The organism is Neoakkermansia glycaniphila, assembly GCF_001683795.1.
GTDB lineage: Bacteria > Verrucomicrobiota > Verrucomicrobiia > Verrucomicrobiales > Akkermansiaceae > Akkermansia > Akkermansia glycaniphila.
Genome location: NZ_LIGX01000030.1, coordinates 1 through 19,434, shown reverse-complemented (window position 1 = coordinate 19,434; position 19,434 = coordinate 1). Strand labels below are relative to the sequence as shown.

Annotated in this window: 15 protein-coding genes and 1 pseudogene; 9 read left to right on the top strand and 7 right to left on the bottom strand. The window is 53.7% G+C overall.

Annotation, left to right across the window (positions count from 1 at the left end; genetic code table 11):
* Nucleotides 1-123 precede the first annotated feature (123 nt).
* The 4 genes from AC781_RS08720 (at nt 124) to AC781_RS08705 (ending at nt 2,778) form a co-directional block, all read left to right on the top strand.
* Nucleotides 124-588, top strand: a complete 465-nt coding sequence (locus tag AC781_RS08720) for a hypothetical protein (RefSeq protein WP_141675845.1) — start codon at nt 124-126, stop codon at nt 586-588.
* Between the two features lie 129 nt (nt 589-717).
* Nucleotides 718-1,857, top strand: coding sequence for a hypothetical protein (locus AC781_RS08715; RefSeq protein WP_067776694.1), 1,140 nt, complete (start codon nt 718-720; stop codon nt 1,855-1,857).
* Nucleotides 1,844-2,275, top strand: coding sequence for a MarR family transcriptional regulator (locus AC781_RS08710; protein ID WP_067776691.1), 432 nt, complete (start codon nt 1,844-1,846; stop codon nt 2,273-2,275). The genes AC781_RS08715 and AC781_RS08710 overlap by 14 nt, the downstream gene beginning before the upstream one ends.
* Nucleotides 2,239-2,778, top strand: coding sequence for a terminase small subunit (locus AC781_RS08705; RefSeq protein ID WP_141675844.1), 540 nt, complete (start codon nt 2,239-2,241; stop codon nt 2,776-2,778). The genes AC781_RS08710 and AC781_RS08705 overlap by 37 nt, the downstream gene beginning before the upstream one ends.
* 52 nt (nt 2,779-2,830) lie before the next feature.
* On the opposite strand, the gene AC781_RS13740 is transcribed toward AC781_RS08705, so the two are convergent.
* Together AC781_RS13740 and AC781_RS13735 are read right to left on the bottom strand one after the other, a co-directional pair.
* Complete coding sequence (locus AC781_RS13740; protein ID WP_141675843.1) at nt 2,831-3,490, bottom strand: hypothetical protein; 660 nt, start codon at nt 3,488-3,490, stop codon at nt 2,831-2,833.
* A 15-nt stretch (nt 3,491-3,505) separates the two neighbouring features.
* Nucleotides 3,506-3,985, bottom strand: coding sequence for a hypothetical protein (locus tag AC781_RS13735; RefSeq protein WP_172801820.1), 480 nt, complete (start codon nt 3,983-3,985; stop codon nt 3,506-3,508).
* Between the two features lie 154 nt (nt 3,986-4,139).
* Here AC781_RS13735 and AC781_RS08690 point away from each other — a divergent pair, with 154 nt between their 5' ends.
* Nucleotides 4,140-4,493 (top strand): hypothetical protein, encoded by a 354-nt coding sequence (locus AC781_RS08690; RefSeq protein WP_067776679.1) that lies wholly within the window; start codon nt 4,140-4,142, stop codon nt 4,491-4,493.
* A gap of 30 nt (nt 4,494-4,523) precedes the next feature.
* On the opposite strand, the gene AC781_RS08685 is transcribed toward AC781_RS08690, so the two are convergent.
* Both AC781_RS08685 and AC781_RS08675 read right to left on the bottom strand, forming a co-directional pair.
* The gene (locus tag AC781_RS08685; protein ID WP_141675841.1) at nt 4,524-6,278 is read right to left on the bottom strand and encodes a hypothetical protein; all 1,755 of its coding nucleotides are present in this window, start codon (nt 6,276-6,278) and stop codon (nt 4,524-4,526) included.
* On the bottom strand, nt 6,250-7,290 hold the full coding sequence (locus AC781_RS08675) for a glycosyltransferase (protein ID WP_067776670.1): 1,041 nt from the start codon (nt 7,288-7,290) through the stop codon (nt 6,250-6,252). The genes AC781_RS08685 and AC781_RS08675 overlap by 29 nt, the downstream gene beginning before the upstream one ends.
* A 415-nt stretch (nt 7,291-7,705) precedes the next feature.
* Here AC781_RS08675 and AC781_RS08670 point away from each other — a divergent pair, with 415 nt between their 5' ends.
* The 3 genes from AC781_RS08670 (at nt 7,706) to AC781_RS08660 (ending at nt 15,152) form a co-directional block, all read left to right on the top strand.
* Nucleotides 7,706-13,489, top strand: a complete 5,784-nt coding sequence (locus tag AC781_RS08670; RefSeq protein ID WP_067776667.1) for an RHS repeat protein — start codon at nt 7,706-7,708, stop codon at nt 13,487-13,489.
* Between the two features lie 56 nt (nt 13,490-13,545).
* Nucleotides 13,546-14,319: a hypothetical protein gene (locus tag AC781_RS08665; RefSeq protein ID WP_141675840.1), complete on the top strand. Its 774-nt coding sequence runs from the start codon at nt 13,546-13,548 to the stop codon at nt 14,317-14,319.
* 335 nt (nt 14,320-14,654) lie between these two features.
* Nucleotides 14,655-15,152, top strand: a complete 498-nt coding sequence (locus tag AC781_RS08660; protein ID WP_067776661.1) for a hypothetical protein — start codon at nt 14,655-14,657, stop codon at nt 15,150-15,152.
* A 175-nt stretch (nt 15,153-15,327) separates the two neighbouring features.
* On the opposite strand, the gene AC781_RS08655 is transcribed toward AC781_RS08660, so the two are convergent.
* The 3 genes from AC781_RS08655 to AC781_RS08645 form a co-directional block, all read right to left on the bottom strand.
* Entirely contained in the window at nt 15,328-15,891 is a 564-nt protein-coding gene (locus AC781_RS08655; protein WP_067776658.1) for a hypothetical protein, read from the bottom strand.
* 21 nt (nt 15,892-15,912) lie between these two features.
* Nucleotides 15,913-16,338, bottom strand: a complete 426-nt coding sequence (locus AC781_RS08650) for a helix-turn-helix domain-containing protein (protein WP_067776655.1) — start codon at nt 16,336-16,338, stop codon at nt 15,913-15,915.
* Nucleotides 16,339-16,574: 236 nt separating this feature from the next.
* Nucleotides 16,575-17,165 (bottom strand): hypothetical protein, encoded by a 591-nt coding sequence (locus tag AC781_RS08645; protein WP_067776652.1) that lies wholly within the window; start codon nt 17,163-17,165, stop codon nt 16,575-16,577.
* Nucleotides 17,166-17,441: 276 nt separating this feature from the next.
* Here AC781_RS08645 and AC781_RS08640 point away from each other — a divergent pair.
* Nucleotides 17,442-19,434 (top strand): annotated as a pseudogene (locus AC781_RS08640) (hypothetical protein); the annotation flags it as partial.

Sequence of the window (19,434 nt, the reverse complement as noted above, 5' to 3'; positions counted from 1 at the left end):
GGCCCGGTGCGGCGGGGAGGGCTGATTGTCTGTGGATGTATGTAACGATGATTTGATTTCTATTTTATTATGAGCAGGACTATTGAGATTTCGGAGCGGAGGGAGTAGTTTTCGATCAAGGAGGTGCAGGTGGTGTACCGGATGTGCCGGAGGACGCTTTCGCTGCTGATCCGGGATGCGGAGGATAAGGGGGCGCCGATCAGGATTGTGCGGTTGTTTTTTGCGGATAATCCGAGGGATGTCCGGCAGAGGCCGTTTGTGCGGCTGGAGCGCAAGTCGCTGGAGGCGTATCTGAATGCGCATATGAGGCCGGAGGAGCGCAAGCCGGTGGAGGATATGGTGCCGAGGTGGCAGCAGTGGTTTTCTCCGGCGGATGTGCGGGATATTTACGGGTTTTCCCGGCAGTCGCTCTGGCGGATGCTGAAGGATGCGAAGGGGAGCGGGCAAGAGATCAAGGTGGCGGTGATGGAGTTCATGAACGGTGCGGCGGAGGGGAGGAGGAATCCTTTTATCCGTATCGAGCGCAAGTCGCTGGACGCGTATCTGGCGGCGCATGTGGTGTTTTCGGACAGGAGGGGGCGGAGATGAGGGTGGCTTACCGATGTGTGTTGCGTGAAGATGGAGGTGGTGTTTTTGATGAATTATTCGAAGGCGAACTTGAAGGATCATGGAAGGAAAAGTTGAAGGAAAAGTTGAAGGAAGGGAGGAGTTTTTTGCATGACTTCGTGGCTCAAGATTGAAGTGACTTTGCCGGATAAGGAGGAGGTGCTGAAGATGGCGCGGATGCTGAAGATGAAGGATACGGATACGGTGGTGGGCAAGCTGATCCGGCTGTGGGCATGGGCGGACTTGCAGACGGTGGACGGCGGGCGCATGGGGACTTCCGAGGCGCATATCGACCGGACGGTGTGCTGCAAGGGGTTCGCCCATGCCTTGCGTGCCGTGGGCTGGCTGACGGGGGTGGATGATGAGCTGTGTTTCCCGAATTTTGCGCGGCACAATGGGGAGACGGCCAAGGCGCGTGCGGAGTCCGCCCGGAGAATGGCGAAGTCGCGCATTCTGGCGCAGCATGTGCAGTCGCTGCAAGGTGACGGCTCGGTGACGGAAAAGGGGGATGAACAGGTGCAACGGAAGTCGAATGAGTGTGACGGGGTTGTTGCGAAAAAAGTGCAACGGTTTTCGGGAGATGGTGATGCGGGTGTTGCGGATTTTTCGCAACGAAAGGCGCAAACAGAAGAAGAGTATATAGGTAATAAAGTGAGGGGGAGGGAAATTCCACGGTGTATGGAGGAAGCGCCGCCGGAGGATGTTCTCTCCCCCCCTCCCCCGGTTTCATTGAAGCTGGTGACGGGTGAGAACGGGGAGCTGGAGCCGGAGTTCGTGGCGTTTGTGGGCTGGGCGAAGTCGCTGCGGCCCGGATGGGATGCGGGGAGGCTGTCGCGCCGGGAGCGGACGGCGGCGGTGAGGGCCTTCCTGGAGCTGGAGAGGCCGCTTTCGGAGCTGGAGCGGACGGCGGTACCGGCGTATCTGGAGCATGAACCGCCGGACGGGAGCAAGTTCGATTATCCCCGTGACCGGGAGTTGCTGTTTTCCCGGCTGGGGGAGGTGGTGCAGAAGGCTGTGGCCTGGTTCCGGAGGACGGGGAGGAGGTGTCCCTCCGAGGTGGAGCGGACGCGGGAGGAGGCGGCGCGGCGGCGTGCCGAGAATGCCCGGCTGGCGGCGCAGAGGGAGGCGATGAGTCCGGAGGTTTTGATTGAGCAGATCAATGGTTTGCGGGTGGCGATAGGGTCGCCGCTGCTGACGGAGGTGGAGATGGAGAAGATCAGGAAAGGAGAGAGGCTGCATGGAGACGCATGAGGATGACCGGCTGGATGAGGGGCAGATCATTCGGCCCGTGGAGATGCTCAACCGGATGGCGTGCTGCTGTACGGCGCAACGGATGATGGTGTCGCAGGTGGCGGTGCTGACGGCGGTGGCGAGGTTCCCGGGGATTTCGTTCGGGACGATGGTGCGGCTGACGGGGATGAGTGAGCCGAATGTGGGGAGGATTCTGAATTATCTGGTGGATGTGGGGGATATTACGTTTGTGCGGCGGAGGCCGAACGGGACGGAGGAGTTCCGCTGCGTGAAGCGGCTGTATTATGTGACGCCGCAGGGGGCCAGGACGATTCGGCGGATGATGCGGCATCTGGCCTGGACGGATGCGACGATGTTCGGCTTTGTGGAGCTGGGCGGGGAGTGCGGGAGCGGAGTAACCGGCGATGCGACAGGATGAAGGAGGGTGCGCTGACGGAGCGGGAGAAGGCGTTTGTGCGGTTCGTCTTTGAGGGGTTGAGCCAGCGGGAGGCGTACCGGAGGGCGTACGCGGCGAGGAAGCTGAAGGACTCTACTTGCGATGTGAATGCGTGCAGGCTGCTAAAAAATGCTAAGGTGCGGGCGTATCTGGCGGAGCTGAATGCGCAGGTGGACAGGCAGAGGGTGATGGATAAGCAGGAGAGGATGGAGTGGCTGTCGCGCGTGGTGAGAACGCCTGTGGGCAAGGTGGATGAGGGCTCCGATCTGTGCCAGGAGGCGACGGCCTCGGAGATGGGGGTGAAGGTGAAGATGCCGGGGAAGATCGAGGCGATCCGGGAGCTCAACCGGATGGACGGGGCGTATGAACCGGAGCAGATCGAGGTGAGGAGCGAGTTGTCGTTCGGGTCGCTGCTGAAGGGGCTGGAGAGTTCGGCTCTGGTGAGGGGGAGGAAGGGAACGGGAGGAAATAAAAGGGATGAATGAGGGGATAAAAAACGCCCGCTTCCGGGAGGGGGAAGCGGGCGTGAGGAACATCCTATTTTTTCTCAAGAGCGTCCGGTTTTTCCTGATGCAAATTAATGCCTGCCGTACCGGGTATTGTGCGAGAATCCTTAAGTTTTTCAGATTCTTTCAACAAAGTCGAGAGTGCTATTTTCTGATAGATTTTACTTTGGTCGTATTTATCCCGAAGCTGTATGGCAGGCTGCCCTTCATTTGCGTAAGAAATATGAAATTCGACAGAGAGTATGTGGTGTGGATCAGTGTTGTTACTGCGATAGGCATTTCCAATAAGAAGCGACGATACATCTTTGATGTTCATTTCATTCCATTCGGAATCAAAAGGGCTATTCCCTTTGCCAAAGGAGATTATGTACGCATCGGGTACATAGCGATTCGTCCTGTCCATACATAAAAAGGATGCCTCTCCTACTTGATACCATTGTGAACCATGATCGAATTGCAAATTCCATACGATGCCTCCGTTTGTCTGTACAGTCATGTGAGAGATGCCTGATGCAGGATTACTTATCCACATGAGATACAATCTGGACGATGGTTGTTTGCCACGAATAATCCGCGATTCTACTGCATAGTCCTGAATGTTATCCAGTCTGGGTACGTCTGTAGCCTGTATGGCTTGTATGAGAGCGCCGAACAAACCAAGAGCAATAGCTGGAAGATTCAATTTTTTCATGGTTATGCTTTCTTATTATTGTTTACAATCTTTAGGCGGAGGCGTTGCAGACGGTTTTCCATCCGGCCCGGTAGGAAGCCAACTTCCATTTGCAACAGCTTCTTCAGCCTCTTTGATACTACTGAATTGGCGGGCATCTGACAAGCCCCCATCGTTCTTTTGCCATTTGGAAGCTTTCCATAGAATCAATACGGCAGTCCAATAACTGAGCGTTTTAGCTTCATGGGGATCATCCGTCCATCTATCCAGCCATGAAGCATATGGTAACGTTCCATCCGGATTTTTCCAGATATCTCCTCCTGCTCCTGCATCCTGGATAGAACCAACTTGTTCTCGGTCACCATACTCATGAATATAAGAACCGGCTGGATAATACATATTTTTACCTCGAGGGTCATTGTTTTCTCTGCCTGCCGGATTCTTATTACTGGTAGCGTAGTCTCCTTTCTTCAAAGTATTATCAGAATTCCCTGTCTCATCATCAAAAGAAGTCACCCAAACCCATCTGTATGTACCAATGTAAGATTCCTCAGAACTGCTACTGGAGGAACTGCTACTGGAGGAACTGCTACTGGAGGAACTGCTACTGGAGGAACTGCTGCTGGAGGAACTGCTGCTGGAAGAGCTGCTGCTGGAATCAGAAGAAGACATGGAACTGGAAGAAGACTCTTCACTGCTAGAGGACGATGATTCCTCAGAACTGGAAGAGGATTCTTCACTGCTGGAGGACGATGATTCCTCAGAACTGGAAGAGGATTCTTCACTGCTGGACGACGATGATTCCTCAGAACTGGAAGAGGATTCTTCACTGCTGGAGGACGATGATTCCTCGGCACTGGAAGAGGATTCTTCACCGATGGACGACGATGACTCCTCGGCACTGGAAGAAGACTCCTCGACGCTGGAGGAAGATTCTTCCCAACCTGCCGGGTTACGAGTGTATGTATTCATATTATTTTGTGTTGTTTTCATCATAAATGATTTATTATTTGTTTATAGATAAGGGACAAAAGCCCTTTTGAACCTAAGATATTTACTGTCTTGAAGTGCCAAACAGGCATTCATTGAGCGGAGGATGCCCGGCAACAAGCCGCAACGTCAGATTGTCTCCAATATATTTGTCGCCACATGTACAAGGCACCAGAGTTTCCGCTTCCCACCGAAACCAATGCAACGTCAGCCCTCTGCCGTCCAGTGATGCGCTATAGCTTCCCGAGTCTCCATGATTCTTGCGACGAAAACGACCATCCGGGAAGAAGTAGAGGGTATCCTGCCAGTTATCATGCCGAGCTTCGTATATGGTAATCGGGGTTGCCTGCTGGAAGTATTCGATCGCACGCAATTGATCCGGGCTGCACCAGTGAGCTGTAACCATTTGATTTTCCGGCATCGGATAATATTCTGCCGTTTTCCCAAGCCGTTCTGTAGCATATGGGGTGGCTCCCAATTGGAGCGCCAGCCGACCAAAAATCACATCCTCCGCGCCGGTTCTGCGGATGTCCGGCGTATTGACAATTTTTTCTACAATGCTGCGGGAAAGCAAGTACCCGGCTCCTCCACTCGGTGCATCTCGCTCCGCCAGAGATAAATCACCCGTAATACCGTATGCAGGATTGCAAAGCGATGCGAGACGATCAAGCTTCAGATATGTATCGTCATCGCATTTGAAAAGCCATTCGAATTCATAGTGATCAAGGGCATGCCGAAAGAATGCCAATACCTTTTCCGGCAAATGATTATAGTCGTCATTCACCCAAAGGGCCACTGTGTCGTGTTCTTCTCCTGCCGGAGGTGTACGTCTGCCAAGGAAAAATTTACATTCGATGCCCGGAGCCGCGTGTTGCAACCAGCTTTCCCGTACGGCCTGCCTGCGATCCCATGCCGAACAACAGGAGCAAATACCAACCAGGATTCCGACTTTTTTCTTTTGGAGGGCAGATGTTGCCCCTGGACAATTCTCCATTCCATGCCGACGCAACAATTCCGCCACGATGCTTTCCTTATTCATATTCTCCCATGCATCCGGTTCTCGCCGCAACATCTCTCCCCACAAGTGTACGGCCCATGCCGACGCAAGTTCAGCACTATTCAGGTGAAGAGCTCCGTTAAAGTAATTCCTCCAGACCGTATAATTCAACGGATAAAGAGTTTCCGGTCCTGCGGCAAACTTTTGCAGGCCAAAGTGATTGACTGCTCGCGTAAATCCGTTCGGCCCGGCGTATCCCCATTCGACATGCTTCCTGCGTTCAATCACATCGGGCGTATCAAGGCAAAACTGTTTTTTTGCCTTCAATGTCGTTTCATCATCCCATGGCATGGAAGCCGCCGGATCTTCCGCCAGGCGTTTCATCGCTTCCATTGCCGGATGATGTGCGGGGAATCCGAGTACTCCCACAGAGTAGAATCCTGTTTCCTGCTGGGCGAACCATGGCAGATGTTTTGGTATCCGATTATTCAGACAGGCTACGTCGAGATCGGTCCACCATCCGCCCTCGCGTTCGAGGAACGTATAACGGAAGAGATCGGCAAACATCCCATAGCTTCCAGAGTGATGCAAGTACACCTCTTCTCGAGAAACAATTTCGGACGCATCACGTACGATTGCTCCGTCGGGTACATTTGCATAAGCCTGATAGGTGAAAAGCTGAAATGCAAAGCCATTGTCAAGGAATGAACGAATACTGAGTTCTGCTACCGGGGAGAGTTCGTCTCCTACCCACAGAGCAGATATGATTGTTGGATTTTTTTGATGCATTGTTTTATTCAGGTAATTGGTTGATGGCGGCAAATACTTCTTCCCAGCTTTCCATGGAGGCAGACAGTCCGCCCAGCTGCAAGCCCCATTCTCTTGCGGCTTCCGCCATATCAGCGCGCAAATTGGGTTCATACGCCATTTTCGAGGCATAATAGATGAAGTCCCGTTCATGGTTGCAGAGCCAGCCGGTGATGCCATGCTTCACCATTTGCCTCCATCCGCCCCGGTTGTCCACGATGAGGACGCTGCCGCTCGCCATGGCCTCGAAGCCGATGCGCGGCCAGTTTTCCGTGGTGTTGGTGGGTTGAAGGATGATGTGGCACTGGCGGTAGAAGTCCTGCGGGGAAAGGGTGTTGGAGTTGGGAATGGTACGTATCCATGGGGAGGGTGTGCCGATTTTTTCTTCGCACCGCTCGTCATAGCCCAGAAAGAGGCCTTTCTTCGGTACGGGGGAGGCGAGGCCTTCGTAGATGCGCAGGGTGTTGCGTGCATATTTGTCGGGCGAGGCCCGCGAGATGCGTCCGCAGCAGAAGGTGTCTGACGGGCGATCCCCGATGTACGGGAAGTCTGCCTCATGGAAGTAGGGCGTCACAGTCCGGAAGTGGATGTCGTGGCTGCCGTTGAGGGGGCGCAGGGCTGCCTGATGGGCTTGCCGGACGTTGTCGTTCTGGTAGAGGAAGAGGGCGATGTGTCCCTGCTCCATGGCGGCCTTTTCCTGATCGAAGATCCATGTCATGCAGTTCATCCAGACGGTGCGGCGGGTGTGCTGGCGGATTTCGGGCATGAGGGTGAGGAAGTAGGGGTTGCAGAGGCAGAGGATGGGGTCTTCCGGAGTCAGGGCCGCCCATTCGTCTTTTTCGTGGATGATGACGCCGCGTTGCAGGAGGTCTGCGGCAATGGGCTTCATGGTTCCCCAGCTCGGAATGAGGTGGACTTCCACGCCCAGGCGCTGCCAGACGCGGATATGGTGGTCGAGTTCCGTCCCGGCTCCTCCGTAGGTATGGGGGAAGCCGTATACGAAGATGCGTTTGAGTGGTGTTTTCATTGATGTTTGTTTTTTGATGGTTTGTCGTTATTGGCGGCAAAGGATGTGTGTTTTTCGGAGTGTTTTCTTTCCGTTTAATGTAACTATAGCGCGATAAGGTATGTTTTATGGCGGTTTTGATGGGGTTTGTTCTACATTTCACGGTGTGATAGCATACTTGCGGAGGGGTGGCTATTAAATGATGGAGATGGCTATTCATGCCTGATGGGGAGTATATTTTGATGGTTGTGAAATGAGGGAATCGGGGAGAGAAACATTATTTTACAGGAAAGAGTCTAACATCTTGCAAATTATTTTATGTTTCTATAGAGTGTTATTCTAATCTATAAAACATCGTTAAATTTCATGTGTTGATTTATATGAAAATCATGGCTAATAGTGAGGTGTGGAGCTTGAACAATCTCCCGTTAAAACAATGAGCAATTCATCTATTGATTACAGCCACGATGCCCGCCCCGAATCCGCCGCATTCGTCCCAGCAGATGCCGCCGTGCAGCAGTCGCCTGCCCTACGCCAGCCCGAGATTCCAAAGTCGCCCACCCGCCTTTCGCCGCAGAAGGTGACGTGGGACAATTACCTCTTCATCCCTGCGCCGCAAACGCTGAATATCACGGTGGACAGCAACGGATCCGGCTCCTGCTCCATCAACGGCACGACGATTCAGGCGGAGCCCGGCAGGCCCGCTTCCGGCGAGGTGGTGTTTGCCGCCGCCGGGTGGTACCTCGTCCACTGCGAGCACCTGAACAATACGCCGGGCTGCCCGCCCCTCTTCATGTGGTTCCATGTGAACCTGCCCTCTCCGCTCGTGGAGCTGACGCCCACCGAAGAAGACGAACCGCTGCCGGAGAAGGAGCCGTGCGACTGCTGCGGCTGCCCGACGGGAGCCACGAATGCCGATCTTGCCAGCGTGGCGATGAATCTCGCCTTCGGGACGTTCCCGAAGTGGGCGGGGATGCCTGCGGGGCATTTGCTCCTGCGCGCCCGGCATATTTCCGAAAATGCGCTGAAGCCCGGTTTGCTGCTCTGCCGCCATGTGTCGCAACGGAAGATTTCCTTCGTGCTGGACGGCAAGGTGCATATCGCATGGGAAACGGGCGAGCTGGTCGCCTACCGAGACAACCCGCTCTCCGACATCCTGCTGCCGGACGGCACGTCGCAGATCCGCACCTCGCAGCTTGTGAAGCTGGATGCGGCGGGCAACCCCACGCTCGGCGAAGCGGCCTTTTACGATGAAGTCATGGCGGACAGCTCCGTTGTACGCTACAATGCAGCTACGCGCCAGCCCGTCCACTTCGTCACCTCGGCGGGCGTCCTCGTCACGGCGGAGGAAATGAAGTCCGAGCTGGGCATCGCCCACGCCTCCGGCCTGCGGCAATACTTCAACCCGGCGGACGGCCTGATGGAGGTAGAAACCCTCACGGACACCTCGTACCGCATCTCGTGGTACCCCCCGGCACAGGTGCAGTCGAAGCAGGCTGGCGGCCTGTACGGCCATACCGGAGCTCCGGAAAAGACCTACACCATCTCCGGCTCGCTGTCGGAACAGGACGGCAACTTCCTGACGCTGGAAGAAACCCTGCGCGGGAATCGCACCGCCGTTACGACGTGGCATGAAAAAGGGCAGGAATGGACGATGACGAAGGGCGAAGGGGCGGACGCGCAAATCGTGCGCCTGAAGATTTACGGCATCCCGATGGGTAAATGGGAATACCTTTACACACAGGAGGGCGCGGACGGAACGGTCCTCTCCCGCACCCGCGAAGTCATCGAATCGCGCGCCTGCGGCCCGGTCATCGCCAGCCGGACGGACGGCTACGACGCCCCGGGAGCCCTGACGACGGAATTCGAATACGACAACCGGGGGCGGCTCACGCTGGAAACGCTGCCGGACGGCTCGACCATCGCCTATGAAAACGATGCGCAGGGGCGTGAATCCTCGAAAGCCTGGCGTTGGCCGGGGGGAGGGACGCACACCACACGCACAACGTATGCCGACCTGCGGCCCAACGACTACCGCCCGGCAAGCGTCACGGAACTCATCGTTGCGGACGACGGTACGGAAGCCGTGCTGAACAGGAAAGTTTTCACCTACGAAGAAACGCCGCAGCTCGAACGCATCACGGTGACGGAAACGGCCCTCGGATCGCCGCACTCCCATACCGGCATCACCGAATGTTATGGGAAAGCGGAAGAGAATGTGCATGCTCGCTGCAAGGTGAAGCTCACACAGTCCGCCGACGGCACGCAGGATTTTTATACCTACACGGCCACCTCAGAACACGGCGCGCTCTACAAACGGAACCGGGAAACCCGCATCGGCGGCGACAAGCTGCCCGGCTGGTCGGAAAGCTTCGTGGACTTTTTCGACGCGCAGGGTAACACGGTATGCAGCGAACATCATGCCCTGCTCTCGAACAACACCTGGTCCCTCCTCTCCCGCGAGGAATACGCCTTCAACGCCTCCCACCAGTGGACGCATCGAAAAAAAGCCAACGGGCGAGTGACGACCCGCACCATGATGTGCAACGGCCCGCTCTCTGAAACGGATGAGGACGGCGTACTCACCACCTACAGCTACAACACGGCCAAAGCCTGCATCGAGGCCATCCGCGCCGCGACGCCGACGACTCCAGAAAGCATCGTCTCCATCAGCTTTGACGGGGCCGGGCGCGAGATCATGCGCCGTACGGACACGGGAGCCATGACCACCGCCACCCGCAAAACGTACGACCTCCAGAACCGTATCCTTGCGGAAACGGACGCTCTGGGCCGAGTCACCCAATACGAATACCTCTACAGCGGGCGCGGTATCTCGCGGAAAACTCCGGCAGGAGCCACCTACGTCACCATTTATAACCTCGTCACCGGAGCGGTCGATACGGAAACCGGCACCGGGCAGCGGGAAATCCATTATGCTCCGGAACTCGTCGCAGACGGCATCCGCACGATGATCTTCGCCCTCAACCGGGAAACTCCCGGCTTCATCATGTTGTCCCGCAGGACAGAAAACGGCTTCGGGGAAGTCCTCTGTGAAGAACAGGCCACCACGCAGGAATATCTATGGCTCGCCACGAAGCACAGGTACAATGCGAAGGGGCTGCTCGCCTTCTCACAAACGGCGGACATGGCACCCGTCATCCGCGAATACGATGTCGTGGGACGAATGATGAAAGAAACCGTCGTTCTGGCCGAACCTGCCACCCCGCAGAACTCACGCATTACGGCGTATGCCCACACCGTTGAAAAACGGGAAGACGGCGTTTACAACACCACGACCGTCACCACCTGGAATGCGGCAGGCGAACCGCTGACCTCCACGCAGGCCACCCTCGCTTCGCAGACGAGCGGCACGCTGGAACGCAAAAGCATCACGGTGGACATCGACGGCAACGCCCGCCAGCAGTGGACGGAATACGGCACGGGAACGGAACGCATCCAGAAGGCGCAGATTCCCACCTCGGACACGATCGCTACGGTTCACATGACAGACGGATTCGTGACGGCGCAGACGGACCACCAAAGCGTATCCGGCTCCTTCACCCGCACATTCAAGGCGGAAGGCATCGTGCAAACGCAGACGGACGCACGCGGCAATGTGACCACGGCGGAAACGGACATCGCAGGCCGCACCGTGAAAATCACGGATGCCGCCGGAAACGTACAAGCCATCGCCTACGATCCGGCCACCGGACAGGCCTCCGTCCTCACGGATGCCCTCGGCAAACAAACCTGCTACGCCTACGACCAGCGTGGACGGAAAACAGCGGAATGGGGTACCAACATCCAACCCGCCGCCTACGGCTACAATGACGCTGACCAACTTGTCAAACTGACGACCTACCGTGCCAGTGCGGGCGACATCACCACCAACCCCACGGGCCGCACCGATGGAGACGTGACGGCATGGAAATATGACGCCGCCACGGGCCTCGAGCTCCGCAAAACCTATGCGGACAGCACGCACGCGGACAAAGCCTATGACTCGCGGAACCGCCTCTCCACCGCCACCTCGGCGCGCGGCATCGTCACCACCTATGGATACGATTTGCTCACGGGAGCCTTGCTCGGCACCTCGCACAGCGACGCGACGCCCGGTTCCACCGCAACCTACAACCACCTCGGGCAACTGGCGACCGTCGCGGACGCCTCCGGCAGACATGCCTTCGCCTACAACGCGAAAGGCAGATTGAACCAGGACTCTCTCGAACTGGACGGGGGCACCGTCAACCTCTTCGAAAGCTACGACGAGTACGGGCGCAACATGTCCTACCTCATGAACCGCAGGCCCTCTTCCGGGCCAGTGGAACTGCTGACCTCCGGCATGTGGCGATGGGACGGCGAAGGACGCCTCACCCAGGCGGGGCTCTTCTCCGTACGGGAAATCCAGTACAGCTACCTCCCCGGCACGCACCTGCTCGCCGGAATCACGCTGGACAACGGCGTCTCCATGGCGCGCAGCTACGAACCGCAGCGCGACCTCGTTACCGGGATTGCGTACAGCAAGGAAGACGGAACGAACCTCTCCACCCGCACCTATGCGTACGACTCCCTCGGACGCCCGGTCACTCGCACTCAACAGCGCGGAACGGAAACGCCCCGGCAGGATGCCTTCGGGTACAACTCACGCAGCGAACTGACATCCGCCGCCATCGGACAGGAGACCTTCGGCTATGGATTCGATAACATCGGCAATCGCAAAACGGCGCAGGAAACATCGGAACATCTTTCCTATGAAACTAATCCTCTGAATCAGTACACCTCCATCACGGAGGCGGGACTGGGGACGCTGGCTCCGACCTTCGATGCAGACGGCAACCAGACGCATGTCGATAGCTATATGGGCAACTGGGATGTCGTTTACGACGCCAACAACCGCCCGGTTCGCTTCACGAAGGCGGACGGCTCCGTCATCGTCGAAAACGGCTACGACTTCATGGGCCGCCGCTACATGCAAAAAGTTACGGAAAACGGAACCGTCACCCGGCACGAACGCTACCTGTACCGGGGCTACCTGCAAATCGCAGCGCTCGACATCCTGCACGGAGGCAAACAGATGCACGCTCTCTTCTGGGACCCGGCGGAACCGCTGGCGACACGCCCGCTGGTCCTGCTGGCCAGCGACGACAATCGCTACACCTACGTCCACGACCTGACGAAGAACGTCACCGAACTGCTGGACGCGGAAGGAAACATAGCGTCAACGTATGACTACGATCCCTTCGGAAAAGTCACGGAAGCGGGAGTGGGCGCAGGACTGAACCCGATCCGGTGGAGCAGTGAAGTTTACGATGCCGAGCTGGGGCTGGTTTATTACAATTTCCGCCACTACAACCCCGCTGATGGTAGGTGGATCAACCGTGATCCCATCGCCGAGCGCAGTGGGTTGAATTTGTACGGGTTTATTCAAAATGCACCTTATTCTTTCTGCGATATTATAGGAAATGATATTTATAAAATAAATATTCCCTATCACAATCCACTATGGAAATCAATATTTTATAATACAGTGTATCCAGAAACAACTGTGCAAGATTTTATGAAAGATTTGTACACATTTGGTATGGATGCGAAACGGAATAGTGGATGTAATATTTTTGATATTTGGACAACATGGAGGCATGGAGCCAATTTTAATGATCTAGAAGGAATTCTTCAATATATTCGGAAAAATGCCAATAAAGAAGATTATAAAAAAATCGTAATAGATTTGAAAATTCATGGTAATATTTACATGGGAAATGGTAAATTTGCTAAATCGGAATATATTGACCGCTCTGAGCTGCCTGAAGGCCATTATCACCTTATTAGTGATGCCAATTCCGCTTACAGAACTAGTCAAATAGATACTTGGATAAAAACGAAATTACAAAAAGACACCTTGCCATCGAATATAGAAATATCATACTCATCATGTTATCAGAGAAGATATACAAAACAAAATGGAGATATTTATTATAAGATAGAACGAGGGGCAGTTACACTGACTCATACTATTGATCGTATGAAAGAACTTGTGCGGCAAGAAAAAAATTCCAACGATTGCCGTAAAATTCTATATGTGATCGTAGGCTTTTCAATCGTCTCTCCTGAACAAAAAGCACAAGAATTAGCAATAGATCATACATTCGAAAGTAGTACAATTACTTTAACGCCCATAACACCCAATGACATTAAAACAATGATTAACCAAAACAACTAATATAAAATATGTTAAAAATAATATTTTTTTTATATTGTTCGTGCCAGTGTCTTATTATGGGAAAGGCGCCGTCTTCTGTTCTTGAATTTCAATTCAATCCACCGAGAGAAGATTCTATCGTTAACATTTCCAGCAGCAAAATAGGTGGATGGAAATGGTTTGATTTATATGCAGAAATCCGCGCAGCAGAACAATCCAACAAAATATCAGGTGAAAAACTCAGACTCCAATTGGATGGAAAACCAGTCTTTGACTGTATCGGAATGGAAGCATACCGCTTTAATGACGACACTGTCCGGGATGTGTTGGACCCGACATTATTGCTTGTTCTACGAAATAGATACATCTCAGTGATAATGCATTGCATAGAATATCCAACGGGAAGCGGGCAATATGTCTTTCGTGATCTAAATATGTCTAAACGTTTATTTAATATTGATAAACTCGAGGATATAGAAGCATTCAAAAAGATATATTTACGATCGGACAGCACCATTGGCCTTTTTCCTGATTATCAGGAAGATGCTATGAACGTTTTGCAAGCGATGAGAGATCTGCAACAGCGACTGAATAGCCGTAAAATGCGGTTACCTCTCACTCCTGGATGGATTATTTTTCCTGAAATGCATAACAATAATCAGATTCTTCTTTCTGAATTGGGTGTTACTTCCCAGCAAGAATTGGAAAAACTTATTGAATTTCAAAATAAATGTCAAAATGAAGTCTTCTATTTTGATCGGAAGAACGGACCTCGCCAACTCTTAAGAAAAATAGAACGAGCCCGAAATCAATATCCAACCATAATTCCCGATATGGGAGTTCCTGATTAAATTATTACTAATTATAATATCATTTCACGCCGGAGGCCTCATCGCCTCCGGCGTTTTTATTGGTGCGATTCAGCGGCAATCTCCCAGTAAAGCAGGCAGAGGCGGGGATACAAGCATTCTCGCCTCTGCCGTGCTGTCTTTTATGGCCTATATAATCGACGCATTCAGTATAACACGGAATAACGATCTTGAAAGATTTTTCGCATAACATATAGATTCTTGGCGAACCTGCCATTCTTTATATAATTTAGGATCGGTTCATCTCTCCTTATTCTTTTATTTTGTGATCATACTGCCTTGTGTGGCGTTGTATTCTGTTGTATTCTGCGTAGTGGATGAAGATACATCTTTATGATCCCTATGTGCGCCTTCTGGAGGAGGTGGCGGAAGAGGCCGTCCCTGCCTGGATGTCCGGCATTCTGGGGACGATTATCCTCCGGGGCATCAGCTCCGGCAGGCCGATGAGGGATTTTCTGCCGGAGGATTCGGCTTTCGAGGCTGTGTATTGTCCGCTGGCCGGAGGGGGCTTGCGCTGTACGGTTTTCGGCAGAGGTGGGCTGACCTGCCCCGTTGCCCCTGTGGCCGAAGTTACAGTAGTGCTTTCGGCAGGCAGGGATCATGAGGAGGCATGGGAGGTGATCCGGGCGGTACGGTACCGAGGTACGCGCCCGTTGAAGATGCCGAAGCCGCCGTATGGGTTCCTTGTTCGGATGCCGGGGTTTGAGGCGATGGGAGACCGGCTCGGGTGGATTCAAGAGTTCTCATGCTGCCTGACGGTGGCGTGGGTTTTAGCGAATCTCAACGATAAGGCTCATCATCACAAGAAAAGCTAAAAAAACTCTTACCAACTTTCAGTCAAGGATACCCCAATTACTTCAAATTATTGGTGTGTTTCGGATATACGACTATACTAAAATAATAGATTTAGCTTTTTCAGACAAAACCTGCACTTCGTTCATATCTCTTTCCCCACTTTTTGTTTATCCTGTCTTCATGGAATCGTTCTGATTATTTAGATAACCAGCCGATTAATTTCTTTATATTAATACCTATTCCAGCAAAATTAGGCTCCAAAACAAGAGAATCAACAATCGCTTTACCAACTCCATGCTTTTTTTCTTTTGCGATTTGAAAATCATTCAAATCTTTTCCTGATTGAACATCGTTGAATAATTGGTGAATCAGAGAAATAACATCTGCTGTAGTTTGGCAAAATTTTCCAAGAGGAATCAAAATCATTTTTAAGCTGGCATCGCGGCTAATCGCCCGGGATGATTCTTTTTCTCTAAAGTACATGGGGTGCTTGTTGGTAATAAGAATTGCCGGCAACAAGTCCTTTGCAGATTCCCCGTTGATATGATGCCATGATAAGACTTCATCTTCGAAATGCACCGCCTCTGTACCCCTGATCACGACAGCTTTATTTTTTGCCGCTATAGCCGCCATTTTCTCATAATTATCCTTCAATGCCTGTCCCAAAGGCTCATGCCAGCCATAATCCAGCAAGTAGATAAAATAATCCCTTTTTGCATGGGGTGGAATATTTTCCAAGGATTGTATATAAAGTCCCATTTTATGTGATTGTGTTGAAGGTTATGCGGTGACTGGTTTGCCGCCGGATTTTCCGGTTTTGCCGGGCTTGCGGCGACCGGGCAGGCTGTAGTCCGTAGGGACGGGCACTTGCAGTTTCGTGCCGTCCGCCAGGACGGCCTTGAAGGGCTTGCGCAGGATGGCGCAGTACATGCGAATGACGGGGAGCTGGAGTTTGTCGTCCGTTGCGCTTTCGATGCCGGAGATGCGGGGCTGGGTGAAGCCGCAGTTGCGGGCCATTTCCGTCTGGGAGAGTCCGGCCTGGACTCTCATGCGGGCCAATGTGCGGGAGACGATGGTGTTGCTGCGGAGTTCTTCCATGATGGCCCGGACTTCGGGCGTCAGGAGCGGGTCTATGGCTTCTTCGATGGTTCGGAAGCTTTTGTTCCGGGTCAGGTCGATGGGCAGGTATTCTTTTTCTTCTTCCATAAAATTTCAGGGGTTTAGAATTGTGAGATGTATTGTTTGCAGTATGAGTTGTCCCTGGGCTGGCTCTGTTTGTCTCCCGCACAGATGAGGTGCAGTTTCCGCCCCAAAACATAGGCGTAGACATACAGCCTTGTTTGTGCGGCAGAGGAGAGCGGCTGTTGCGTGATGGTATTTTTTATCGGCATTATTGGGTGTTACGTTCTTATCAAAAAGCAGAGGCAGATTAAATTTAAACATCAGCAATTTGACTCTTTTTCCATATGAGCGTCTAAGTCATTCACAAAAAAGCGCAACATATCACCTCTTTCCAGCTTTTTATTTCTTTGCCCCAAATCTTTTCTGATTTCTAAAATGACTTCTTCTAGTTTAAACATTGATTGATTTGAATTTGTGTGAGTTTCTTTTATAAATTCATGCCATTTCTTAATGACTGCATCCGATCCCCATATTGATATCTTTTTTGACATTTCACGCATGTCATTAATCATCTCTTCATCATCTACTTGCTTCTCATTTACATACAAAGGAAGCTTATAGATCATTTGAATAATATCAGTATAGGGTATTTCTTTTTTTTCATAAAGATATCGCTTAGTTACTTGTCTCGACTCAAAAATTTTTGAAATCACTATGCCCACAATGGAAAGAGCACCAGTAATCAGGGCAACAATCACTACAGCATTTAATGTGGGTAATGTTTCAATAGTGAAAAAGATAAATTTGTAAATGGCATATACTATTCCAATGAACATGCCTATTACGATGATAAATCCTATAATTTTAGAAATGCCGCTTATTGCCTTAGTCTCGTTATTACTTTTTATCATAGTATTCAAATGCTGTTACCCAGAGTATAAGTCAAGAATGGGAATTTCAATCTCATAATGTTGTTGTCAGAAAAAATTGTCCCATTGGAAGGTAAAACCAGCATTTAAATTACCGTTTCGTAGATACAAAAATGATTTTTTGTTACCATGGAAAGGCTACTAGTTTATCACCCGTTCATGTGCGAACAAAAATTTTCTAAAAACTCATGTTATGCACATGGGAACTCACTCCGTGAGCGTTCATGTGTCCGTGGGGGATGGGGGTAGAATGCGCGCATGATCGATTTCCTCGGAGTGACGGAGAATTTTACGGCGTTGGAGCATCTGCCCTGGAGTATGCGGTGGAGGTTCAGCGACGCGTGGTCGGATGAGGCCGTTTCGGTGGACGGGGTGACGTTTGCCGGGTGCGTGTTCGTCGGCGCGGAGCGGGAGGCGGTGGAGATGGATATTGCGAAGGGGGAGCGGGAGCATGAGGTCGTGGTGGGCTGTACGGGGCTGCCGGAGGGGCGGTGGCCGTATGAGATTTTCTGTACGGGGGATGACGGGGTGCGGCTCCGGATGGTTTCCGGCCATATCGGGGTGATCGGCGCGCTTGAGGGCCGGGCGATGCTGGAGGAGATGGGGCCGTATGTGGAGAGGACGCTGGCGGTGCGGCTGCCGGGTGACAAGGCGCGGTTTCTGCGGCTGGAGTGGATGGCATCCACTCTGGCGCAGGGGGCGGCGGCTTCCGCCTGGGAGGCCTGCAAAAAGACGGAGGAGACGGCGGTGAAGATCGAACAGGCGGAGGGGAAGCTCGACGAGCTGACGGAGCGGGCGGATCACGCGATGGAGGAGCTGGGCAAGGTGGACGGGCTGATGGAGGAGTTGCACGGCGAGGTGGACCGGGCGGAAGGGGCGGCACAGAAGGCGGAGGATCTTCTCCACAGCGGGATTTTGCAGGGGCCGAAGGGAGATACGCCCGCCATCGGGGCGAACGGGCGCTGGTGGATTTCCGGCGTGGATACGGGGGTGACGGCGGAGGGCAAGGACGGGGTGACGCCGCATATCGGCGTGAACGGCCACTGGTGGATTGGAGAACTGGATACGCAGGTGCAGGCGGAGGGGACGGACGGGATGGATGCGGATGCGATCCGCCGCTTGTACGCCTACAGTACGGAGGAGCTGCCGGAGGTGGGGGACAGGAGGACTTTTTATTATATTCCGCATCCGGACGGCGGGTTCGAGGTGTATGCGTGGGTGGAGTATCCGGACGGGGAGGCGGCGTGGTCGCCCATCAGCGAATCCACGCTCCAGCAGGCGCGGGTGGATGCGCACGGGACGGTGCGGCTGAGTACGGGGAGTGTGCTGACGGAGGGCGGGATCGTGGGGGTGAACGAGCTGGGGCAGATGCTGGTGCGCCCGGCGTCGAGCGCGTGGCCGGGGGCGGTGAAGCTGGCGACGGCGGATGTGCTGGCGGGGGATTGCGGGCTGGTGGGGCAGAACGCTTCCGGGCAGGCTGTGGTGCAGGAGGCGGCGTGGAACCGGGCGGGCGTCATCAAGATGGAGAACGGCAGGAATACGGAGGCGGGGGCGAAGGTGCAGTCGAATGCCGATGGACTGGCGATTGTGCCGGTTGCGGGGAACCGGAGCTACGGCGTGGTGGCGACGGGGACGGCGTATCCGGTGACGCCGCACGAGCGGCCCTATGTGGTGTCGCTGCCGATTGCCTCCGACGATACGAGGCTGAATGCCGCCGCGCTGTACGGGACGCTGACGATCAATCTGCACCGGAGGGGGTTCCTGCGCTATACGGCGGGGGCGAATGCGGAGAACGGTCTCGATTACGCGACGGGGCGGTATTTGAGTTTCGATTACGGGACGGGGCTGGAGGCGGAGGAGTATACGTCGTCCATCGAGGGGATGACGGATTCGCGCTGCCGCCTGGCGGTGCGGCGGTATGGGGAGATCGTGTTTCACGATTCGTATGCGGCGGCGGACCGGGGGGGAGCTGTGAAGGTGGGCGGGACGATGAGGATTTCGCCGGAGGGAGCGCTGGATGTGCGGACGGCAACTTCCGCCGTGACGGGCGGGGTGAAGGTGGGGGATTCGCTCGTGATGAGTGATACGGGGGTTCTGAATGCACGGATTGACGACAGGGTGAATGAGGGCAGCGAGCGTCCGGCATCGTCGAAGGCGATGGCGGCGTGGCTGAAGGGGAAGAATTATGTGTCGGAGTCCACGCTGAACGGGCGGGGGTATGTGCTGTCTCTTATACACATCTCCGAGCCCA

Bases quoted from the DNA above. Each gene is read 5' to 3' on its own strand.
- AC781_RS13740 (WP_141675843.1), bottom strand. From the start codon at position 3,490: ATGAAAAAATTGAATCTTCCAGCTATTGCTCTTGGTTTGTTCGGCGCT.
- AC781_RS08715 (WP_067776694.1), top strand. From the start codon at position 718: ATGACTTCGTGGCTCAAGATTGAAGTGACTTTGCCGGATAAGGAGGAG.
- AC781_RS08670 (WP_067776667.1), top strand. From the start codon at position 7,706: ATGAGCAATTCATCTATTGATTACAGCCACGATGCCCGCCCCGAATCC.
- AC781_RS08675 (WP_067776670.1), bottom strand. From the start codon at position 7,290: ATGAAAACACCACTCAAACGCATCTTCGTATACGGCTTCCCCCATACC.
- AC781_RS08655 (WP_067776658.1), bottom strand. From the start codon at position 15,891: ATGGGACTTTATATACAATCCTTGGAAAATATTCCACCCCATGCAAAA.
- AC781_RS08690 (WP_067776679.1), top strand. From the start codon at position 4,140: ATGGAACTGGAAGAAGACTCTTCACTGCTAGAGGACGATGATTCCTCA.
- AC781_RS08665 (WP_141675840.1), top strand. From the start codon at position 13,546: ATGGGAAAGGCGCCGTCTTCTGTTCTTGAATTTCAATTCAATCCACCG.
- AC781_RS08660 (WP_067776661.1), top strand. From the start codon at position 14,655: ATGAAGATACATCTTTATGATCCCTATGTGCGCCTTCTGGAGGAGGTG.
- AC781_RS08650 (WP_067776655.1), bottom strand. From the start codon at position 16,338: ATGGAAGAAGAAAAAGAATACCTGCCCATCGACCTGACCCGGAACAAA.
- AC781_RS08710 (WP_067776691.1), top strand. From the start codon at position 1,844: ATGGAGACGCATGAGGATGACCGGCTGGATGAGGGGCAGATCATTCGG.
- AC781_RS08645 (WP_067776652.1), bottom strand. From the start codon at position 17,165: ATGATAAAAAGTAATAACGAGACTAAGGCAATAAGCGGCATTTCTAAA.